Annotated in this window: 8 protein-coding genes and 1 pseudogene; 4 read left to right on the top strand and 5 right to left on the bottom strand. The window is 64.8% G+C overall.

From position 1 onward, the window contains the following. Positions 1-635: signal recognition particle receptor subunit alpha (locus AC1DTF_RS31685; RefSeq protein ID WP_477476937.1), on the bottom strand; the 635-nt coding region annotated here is incomplete at its 3' end. Positions 636-657: 22 nt separating this feature from the next. On the opposite strand from AC1DTF_RS31685, the pseudogene AC1DTF_RS31680 reads away from it, so the two are divergent. Then, positions 658-1,256: pseudogene (locus tag AC1DTF_RS31680) on the top strand (methyltransferase domain-containing protein). Next, complete coding sequence (fni, locus tag AC1DTF_RS31675; RefSeq protein ID WP_477476936.1) at positions 1,253-2,281, top strand: type 2 isopentenyl-diphosphate Delta-isomerase; 1,029 nt, start codon at positions 1,253-1,255, stop codon at positions 2,279-2,281. The pseudogene AC1DTF_RS31680 and the gene fni overlap by 4 nt, the downstream one beginning before the upstream one ends. A 6-nt stretch (positions 2,282-2,287) precedes the next feature. On the opposite strand, the gene AC1DTF_RS31670 is transcribed toward fni, so the two are convergent. The 4 genes from AC1DTF_RS31670 to AC1DTF_RS31655 all read right to left on the bottom strand — a co-directional run bounded on the left by AC1DTF_RS31670 (position 2,288) and on the right by AC1DTF_RS31655 (position 5,462). Then, on the bottom strand, positions 2,288-3,877 hold the full coding sequence (locus AC1DTF_RS31670) for an HNH endonuclease signature motif containing protein (RefSeq protein ID WP_477476935.1): 1,590 nt from the start codon (positions 3,875-3,877) through the stop codon (positions 2,288-2,290). Between the two features lie 75 nt (positions 3,878-3,952). Beyond that, positions 3,953-4,222 (bottom strand): cytochrome C oxidase subunit IV family protein, encoded by a 270-nt coding sequence (locus AC1DTF_RS31665; protein WP_477476934.1) that lies wholly within the window; start codon positions 4,220-4,222, stop codon positions 3,953-3,955. After that, on the bottom strand, positions 4,222-4,806 hold the full coding sequence (locus AC1DTF_RS31660; RefSeq protein WP_477476933.1) for a cytochrome c oxidase subunit 3: 585 nt from the start codon (positions 4,804-4,806) through the stop codon (positions 4,222-4,224). Before AC1DTF_RS31660 ends, AC1DTF_RS31665 begins: the two co-directional genes overlap by 1 nt. Beyond that, positions 4,803-5,462, bottom strand: coding sequence for a hypothetical protein (locus AC1DTF_RS31655; RefSeq protein WP_477476938.1), 660 nt, complete (start codon positions 5,460-5,462; stop codon positions 4,803-4,805). Before AC1DTF_RS31655 ends, AC1DTF_RS31660 begins: the two co-directional genes overlap by 4 nt. Positions 5,463-5,831: 369 nt before the next feature. Here AC1DTF_RS31655 and AC1DTF_RS31650 point away from each other — a divergent pair, with 369 nt between their 5' ends. Both AC1DTF_RS31650 and AC1DTF_RS31645 read left to right on the top strand, forming a co-directional pair. Further along, positions 5,832-6,809 (top strand): hypothetical protein, encoded by a 978-nt coding sequence (locus AC1DTF_RS31650; RefSeq protein ID WP_477476932.1) that lies wholly within the window; start codon positions 5,832-5,834, stop codon positions 6,807-6,809. Then, positions 6,810-7,587 (top strand): hypothetical protein (locus AC1DTF_RS31645; RefSeq protein WP_477476931.1); only part of this gene is annotated, 778 nt, incomplete at its 3' end. It lies immediately after the preceding gene.

Here is a 7,587-nt window from a genome sequence, read left to right as displayed (position 1 = left end):
CTGGCCATCTTGGTGCGCAGCGCCGCGATGACGTTCTCGGTGACCACGGGGCCGAGGTCGGCGATCAGCAGGGTGTCCTCGATCTCCTCCCAGGATTCCTCGTCGAGGTCGCCGCCGCCGAGCAGGCCGAGCACGCCGCGGCCCAGGGTGCTCTGCGATTTGGCCAGCCGGCCGCGCAGGCGTTCCAGCCGGCCCTCCGCCGGGGCGATGTCCTCGATCTCGGTGGCCGCGGGCGGGGCGGGCTCGGGTGTCGGCTCGGGGGCGGGCGTCGGTTCCGGCTTCGGTTCCGGCTTCGGTTCGGGTTCGRGGACCGGCTTCGGCGGCTCGGCGACTGGAGGCTCGGGCAGCTTGACTTCGGCGATGGTGCGCTTCGGGGCGTCGCGCGGCACGGCGGCGTCGTCACCGACGCCGGGCAGTCCGGTGGGATCGACCTTCTCGACCGGCGGCGCGGTGCTCGGCCCGCTGAACGTGATGCCTGAGGAGGCCTTATAGCCGCCCGACTTGTCGATCTGGGTGGTGGTGTCCGGCGCGGACAGGGTGATCCGCCGCTTGCGGTAACGCACCAGCCCGACGACCAGTGCAGTGACAAGCAGGACTGCTACGACCGCGACGGCGATCCATAAGGCATCTGACACCGGGCCATTGTCTCAGGCCACACTGGCTGCCATGTTCGAGCACCTGATCGCAGAAGGCGCGGCCGCCGACGTCACCGGCTGGGATTTCTCCTGGCTCGACGGTCGGGCCACCGAGGAACGCCCATCGTGGGGTTATGCCCGGCTGCTGTCGTCGCGGCTGGGCGGCGTCGCTGCGGCATTGGACGTGCAGACCGGCGGTGGTGAGGTGTTCCACGAAGCGCTGACTGCAGCCGAGGCACGCCCGAGCGTGCTGGCGGCCACCGAGGCGTGGCCGCCGAACGTCGCCGCGGCGGCGCGGCTGCTGGACGGGGTGACCGTGTCGGCCGCCCCGGAGTCCGAGCTGCCGTTCCCGGATGCGTCCTTCGAGCTGGTCTCCAGCCGTCATCCCGCCACCATCGCCTGGCGCGAGATTGCCCGCGTGCTGCGGCCGGGCGGGTCCTATCTGGCTCAGCACGTGGGTCCAAGGTGATTTGGTGGGTGCCCGACTTCACCGTCGAGCGCTACCGGGACAAGCTCGCCGAGCTGCACGCACGCATCGAGACCGGCGGACCGTTCGTGGCGCATTCCACCCGGCATCTCATCGAGGCGCGCCGTCCGGATGTGGCAGTCTCGGGCAGGTGACCATCGGCCCCGGCTTCGATGACCGCATCCAGGTGCGTAAGCGGCGTCATATCGACGTCTGCCTGTCCGAGGCCGTTCAGTATCAGACCGTCACCACCGGCTTGGAGCGCTACCGGCTGCCCTATAACGCGCTGACACAGACCGACCTGGCCGGCATCGACCTTGGCACCGAGTTCTTGGGGGTGCCGTTGCGGGCGCCGGTGCTGATCGGTTCGATGACCGGCGGGTCGGAGCTCTCGGGCACCATCAACCGCAATCTGGCCACCGCGGCGCAGGCGCTGGGCGTGGGCATGATGCTGGGCTCCCAGCGGGTGATGCTCGGCGAGGAATCGGTGCCCAGCTTCCAGGTGCGCGAGGTCGCACCCGATGTGTTGTTGGTCGGCAATATCGGGCTGGCCCAGCTGAATCGTGACATGGTGCCGGAGTTGCGCCGCGTCTTGGCCGGCGTGGGCGCCAATGCTCTTGCGGTGCACACCAATCCGTTGCAGGAGGCGGTGCAGCGCGGCGGCGATACCGATTTCACCGGGTCGCTGGCCCGGCTGCGCGACGTGGTCGAGACTGTCGGGTATCCGGTGCTGCTGAAGGAGGTCGGGCACGGGATCGGGGCGGCTGCGGCGGCGTCGTTGACCGATATCGGGGTGGCCGCGGTCGACGTGGCCGGTGCCGGCGGGACGTCGTGGGCGCGGGTGGAGCAGTTCGTGCGCTACGKCGGGATCAATGATCTGGGCCTGGCCGAGTGGGGCCTGCCGACGGCGCAGGCGCTGGTCGAGGTGCGTTCGGTGCTGCCCCAGGTGCCGCTGGTCGCCTCCGGCGGGATCCGCACCGGGATGGACGCGGCGAAGGCGATCGCCTTGGGCGCCGATGTGGTGGCGGTGGCGCATCCACTGCTGGTGCCGGCCATCGAGTCGGCGGCGGCGGTGCAGGAATGGTTGGAGCGCTTCATCGCTGAGCTACGCATTTGCCTGCACGGGTGCGGGGCGGCCGATCTTGCGGCGTTGCGAGCCGTAGGCGTCGACCCGGTCTAGAGCACCCTAGAAGGGCGGGTCGCTGTTGTTTTCGGCGAGTTCTGCTGCGTTGCGCTGCCGCTCGGCTTTGATCCTTTGTGCACGATCCTGTGCGCGGGTGCGTTTTCGGGTGGGCATCTTGGTGTCGCGGTCGGTGTCGTTCATGAGGCTGATGGCGCGTTTTCGTGGGATGGGTGTCTCGATGTTCCAGTGCGGGAACATGATTGACGCGCCGGGGGCCTTGGTGTAGGTGTGCCCGGTGGGTGCTGACCATTGGATGCGTCCGTCGGGTTTCGCTGCCGGTTCCCAACCACAGAATGTCTTGATCAGATGGTGCAGACGGCACAGTGGTGCCAGGTTGCCCGGATGGGTGGCTCCGGCGGGCCATGGGGTCAGGTGGTCGAGGTCGCAGCGGTGCGCGGGGCGGTTGCAGCCGGGGAAGCTGCAGGTCATGGCGCGCATGCGGACGAACGCGGTCAGTGCGGTCGAGGGCCGGTATTGACGTTCGGCCGGCAGGTCGGCGATCTCGGATATTGGTTTGATTTTGGCGCCGGTGGCGACGAGATCGGCCAGCATGTTGGCCGGGATGATGGCGCCGTCGAGCATCACGCCCGGGCTGGGGTTGCAGGCCGCGGGCGCAGCAGGTTCATTGCGGGCCGCAGGTTCGGCGGGCACCGCGGGTTCGGATTCTGCTGCCGGAGTCTGCTGCTCACTCTCCGGTGTGGCCGGCCCGGATTCTGGGGTGGCTGCGGTGCCCGGGCTGGTGTGCCGCGGGGATTCTTCGCCGGCGGCCGGTATCTGGTCGGTGAGCACGTAGATGGTGACTGCGCCTGAGCGCGGATCTTTCCCGCTGCCCTCACAACCAGCACCCCCGCACGCGCACGCCAGCCGCTCCAGTTGCGGACCCACCGCACCCAACGCGGCCAACGCGGCCGCACGCAGCTCGCCCCGCGCGCGGGGATCATTGCCGCAGACGGTGTCGGCCAGATCATTGAGGCGTTGTTCGAGGATCTTCTTGTCGGTGACGCGCAGCCGACCCCAGAACGAGGACACCCCGTTCGGGTCGTCTTTGTCGTCGAACTCGACGTAGAGGTCTTTGGCGTTGCGCTTGGAGCGCACGGCTGCTTCGGGATCGAATTTCTCCACCCACAGATCGATGGCGCCGATCAGCTGTTTCTCCGAGTGTGCCCCGTACTCGCCCGCTTCCCCGGCGATCGCGGTATCGATCAACACGAGCGCGTCATCATCGTCGACGAGGTGGGTGCGCCAGGTGATCGCATCGATCACCGCCATCGAGATCGCACCCGTGGCGAACAGGGCGGCGGTGCGGGGCAGCCGGTCGCGCAGCGCTTGGGCGATGCGCATCTGCTTGGACGCGGCGTGGGTGTTCAGGTTGCAGGCCGCCGCCACCGCGGCCTGAGCCCACGCCCACCCATCAATGACCTGATGGGCGATCGCGTCGTCCTCGTCATCACACTGCCGGGCCACCACCTCACCTATCAACGCCAACCGGTAGGCCGCCACCGACGCCTCGTTCTGGGTCGTCGCCGTCACCGCAGAGACGAGCGCCTCATCGCTCAATTCCGCGATCGCGGCCCGATCCAAGACTTCGAACATACGTGCGATTCTACCGGCGGGGTCGGACATGCAGCGTGAGTGTTTCTCGAGCTGTTCGAGGCACCTGATCCAGGTTCAGAGCCAGAGGTAAAGCGCAGACAGCAGCGCCCACATCCCGAGGCAATACGCCTCGAACGCGGCGCGCAACGGGATCGGGGCGTGCCGCAGCTCCATGAAGTCCAGGCCGACCAGGCGCACTTTGATTGCGGCAATGCCCAGGACCAGGACGGCAACCAGGGAGCCGGTGCCGTGTTCGGCGCCGACGACCCAGGACACGATCGTCGCGGCGACGAGGAACAGCCAGCTGGCGCCGGCGCGGTTCTTCAGCAGGTTGAGGGCGGTCATCAGCTCACCAGGTAGAGCAGTGCGAACAGGAAGATCCACAGCAGGTCGACGAGGTGCCAGAAGCAGACGGCCCCTTCGACGAGTGCGGTGCGGGTGTCGCTGAGTTCGGGGCGTCGGGTTTGGGTCAGGACGAAGGACAGCGCGCCGAGGCCGAGGCAGACGTGGAACAGGTGCAGACCGGTGAGGATGAAGTAATACAGGTAGAAATCGTTGGCGCCCGGTCCGTGGCCGGCGGTGCCCAGTGAGACGTACTCGTAGACCTTGAGTGCGATGAACGTAACGCCGAAGGCCATCGCCGCGGCGGTGGCTTTCGTGGCGATCTGCCCGTGGCCCGCGCGCATCGCGTTGAGGGCCAGCACGACGTATAGCGAACTGGTCAGCAGCACAAGAGTATTGATGACACCGACGCCGATGTGCAGGGTGGTGCGGGCGGCGTCGAAGATCTCGGGTGCCTTGGCGCGCTCGACGAGGAACGTCACGAAGAACGCGCCGAAGACGAGCATGTCGCCGAACAGGAAGACCCAGGTGCCGCCTTCCCCGGGGATCCGCTTCTGGTGTAGCGGTGCTGCTGCTGTCACTGTCACGCGGGCTGCAGGGCCTGTTGTTCGGCCTTGATCGACTTGAGCATCACCGCGGTAGTGGAGAGCAGCCAGACCACCAGGACCAGGCCCGGAATGTAGAAGGCGAAGATGCCGTCCCATGCCAGCGGTCCATCGTTGAAGACGACCACGACGCAGCCGGGCAGCGACAGCGTCGCAACCCACAGGTTGAGGTAGCCGTACCAGCGCGGGAAGGTCGGCGGGTCGGTCTTGTCGACGAACGCCGCGGCGGCCAGAGTCAGGTTCTGAATGATGATGGTGCCGACGATTCCGATGAACCACAGCCAGAAGACGTCGTTGAGGGCCTGGGTGAGTTCGGCGGAGCGCTCCTCGGGGCGGTAGGCGGCGACGCCGAGGAAGAACTGCGGGAAGAGCAGTGCCGGCACGAAAACGGTGGCGGCCATCAGCTGGGTCATCGAGAGCATGCCCCAGTGGCCCTCGACCCGGCGGATGCGCAGGATGATCGCAGCCAGGAACGGCAGCGCGAGGACGGCGCTGAGTAGTGCGCCCGAGACGCCGAAGCGGATCCAGAGTTTGTGCTCGACGAAGAATGCGGCGATCTCGTCGGGCGAGGATGCCGGTGAGAGYGGCGGGAAGAGCTGGGCGATACCGGAAAAGCTGGTGCCGTACAGAACGATCATGACTGTTCCGCACCAGGCGCCGATGCGTTGCAGGGTCAGCTCCACGGGTGGGACGTTACCGTTTACAGCGATGCGTTTTGACATTTTTGACATAACTTCCGGCGGTGCTGCAGTGAAAGAAGTGCATTAACCGCGCTGCGGGCTCACTTAAACTGACATTCGGCGACTTCGCGACAACGGGGGTGGATCGGTGACGGCGCGCAATTATCARRGGTGGCGCCAGTGACGAATCCACCGCCGCCAGGCAATTGGGGCCCACCACAGCCGCCCTACGGCCAGGGACAGCCGCCGTACGGGCCCGGGCAATGGCCGCCACAGCAGGGCTGGGGCCAACCACCACAGCCGCCCAAGAACAACAATCTGAAGTGGTTGTTGATCGGCGTGGCAGTGCTACTGGTGATCGCCATATCCGTGGGCGCCACACTGCTTTTCACGCGGGACGGTGGCGGCGGCACCACGCAGACGGCCAACGGGAACCCGCCGGCAGCGGGTGAGATTGCGAGTGCGAACGACACTGGGCCGGTTTCGGTTATCACCGAAGACCCTTCATGCGGACCATCACGCCCAGTTCTTGACACGCTATCGCGGGAAGAAAGCCAAGGTTGGGAAAGCCGCGACCCCGGGCTTTCAGCGTCGTCTTGGTCTCCAGATGAACGAATGATGCACGAGAAGGTCGCAGACGCGATGCGCCGAGCGGCAGACCAATCGGTGGCTTTCGCAAAACTCACGCCACACCGCGTCATGCGAGAACTATACGAACAATCGATCGCTTACTGGCGAGCGTACGCCGACAGCATCCCCACATATACACCCGCCGACAATGAATTAGCGCGAGTTGCAACCGCATCGTCTAGCGCAATTGTCGCAATTTGCGCCGCCGTGAATAACCAAGCGGCAGCGACGCGCGGTCCGCTCGTTGCACCTGCCATGCCACCGAGTTCCCCCGAATCGGTAGCTGACCCCTCTGACCCGTCACAAATAATGTCCTCGAAACCGAATGCTCAGTGCAAGAATTGGCGAGACACGCTGAACCAGTTCGATATCGACGCGGCCCCCTGGTTTGCTCTCGATGCGAATATTCCGGCGAGCCAATGGACTGCCGATCAGCGCTCATCAATGGACGCTATGGGGTCCGTCATGTCACGGTATGCGAGCGAACTGGAAGATCTGGGACGCAACAGCGGCGATGCCGTGTTCGAGGACTTCGCGAGTTTAGCCGCTCAATATTGGCGTGCTTTTGTCGCAGCTATTCCGAGCTACACAACTGCAGACAGTTATCTCTCGAGTGCAGCGTCTTCTACCGGTTTCGTTTTGTACAACGCATGTGCCTATTCGAAAGAAAAGTAAATGGCCTTTGCCAAGCCAAGTGGAAAATATGCGGATCAGATGACCGCGGATGGCGGCTGGCCGGACTTCGACGAACAATCGTTCATAACTCGGGCATCGCAACTTGGGCAGACTTTGAAGCAACTGACTCAGCAACTTGAGACGTGGCTTCACGAACAAAGCGAAATAATGTCCGGCAGCATATGGACCGGCAGCGGTGCTACGGCCGGCAGCGCTGCTATAAGCAAGCAAATCCAAGGGTTAACAAGTTGCCAAATGGCTTTGGTCACGACAATAGGTTGGCTGAACCACACGTTCGGTCTAATCATGTCCGCAAAAGTTTCGATATTCGAACGAGTTGTTGCTGCCGAAGCCGCGATCGCTGAACTGGAGGCATCCAGTCTGAAACCAGAAGTGCGTCAACAACGTATCGACGAAATCATAAGTAAAGTCCGTGAAGCCAACATCGCCGATGTCGCCGCAGCTGCAAGTGAATCAAAGTTGTCCAACTGGAACCCAACTCCCGATCAGCTTCGATCTGGACTTGAGAGCCAGCTACGCAGTACGGCTCCATCATCACCGGGGCCTGGTTCGCAGGTTCCGAAAGGAGCATCCGGCAGGCCCGGAGAAGGTCGCTCGAATCTCGTGCATTCAGGGGGTGCCTTACAACCGCAGTCAGCGGCTAACCAGGGCGAAGTGACTTCGCCCGCTCCATTAGCGCCGCCAGCTGAGGCCACGCAGCCCACGGCACCACAGGCAGAGCAGGCAGGCAACCAAAGTGAGGTCACGGCCCCACCAC

This window comes from Mycobacterium sp. P4_H6 (assembly GCF_056400845.1).
This window is presented reverse-complemented; position numbering and strand designations above follow the sequence as displayed.

Bases quoted from the DNA above. Each gene is read 5' to 3' on its own strand.
- AC1DTF_RS31670 (WP_477476935.1), bottom strand. From the start codon at position 3,877: ATGTTCGAAGTCTTGGATCGGGCCGCGATCGCGGAATTGAGCGATGAG.
- AC1DTF_RS31665 (WP_477476934.1), bottom strand. From the start codon at position 4,222: ATGACCGCCCTCAACCTGCTGAAGAACCGCGCCGGCGCCAGCTGGCTG.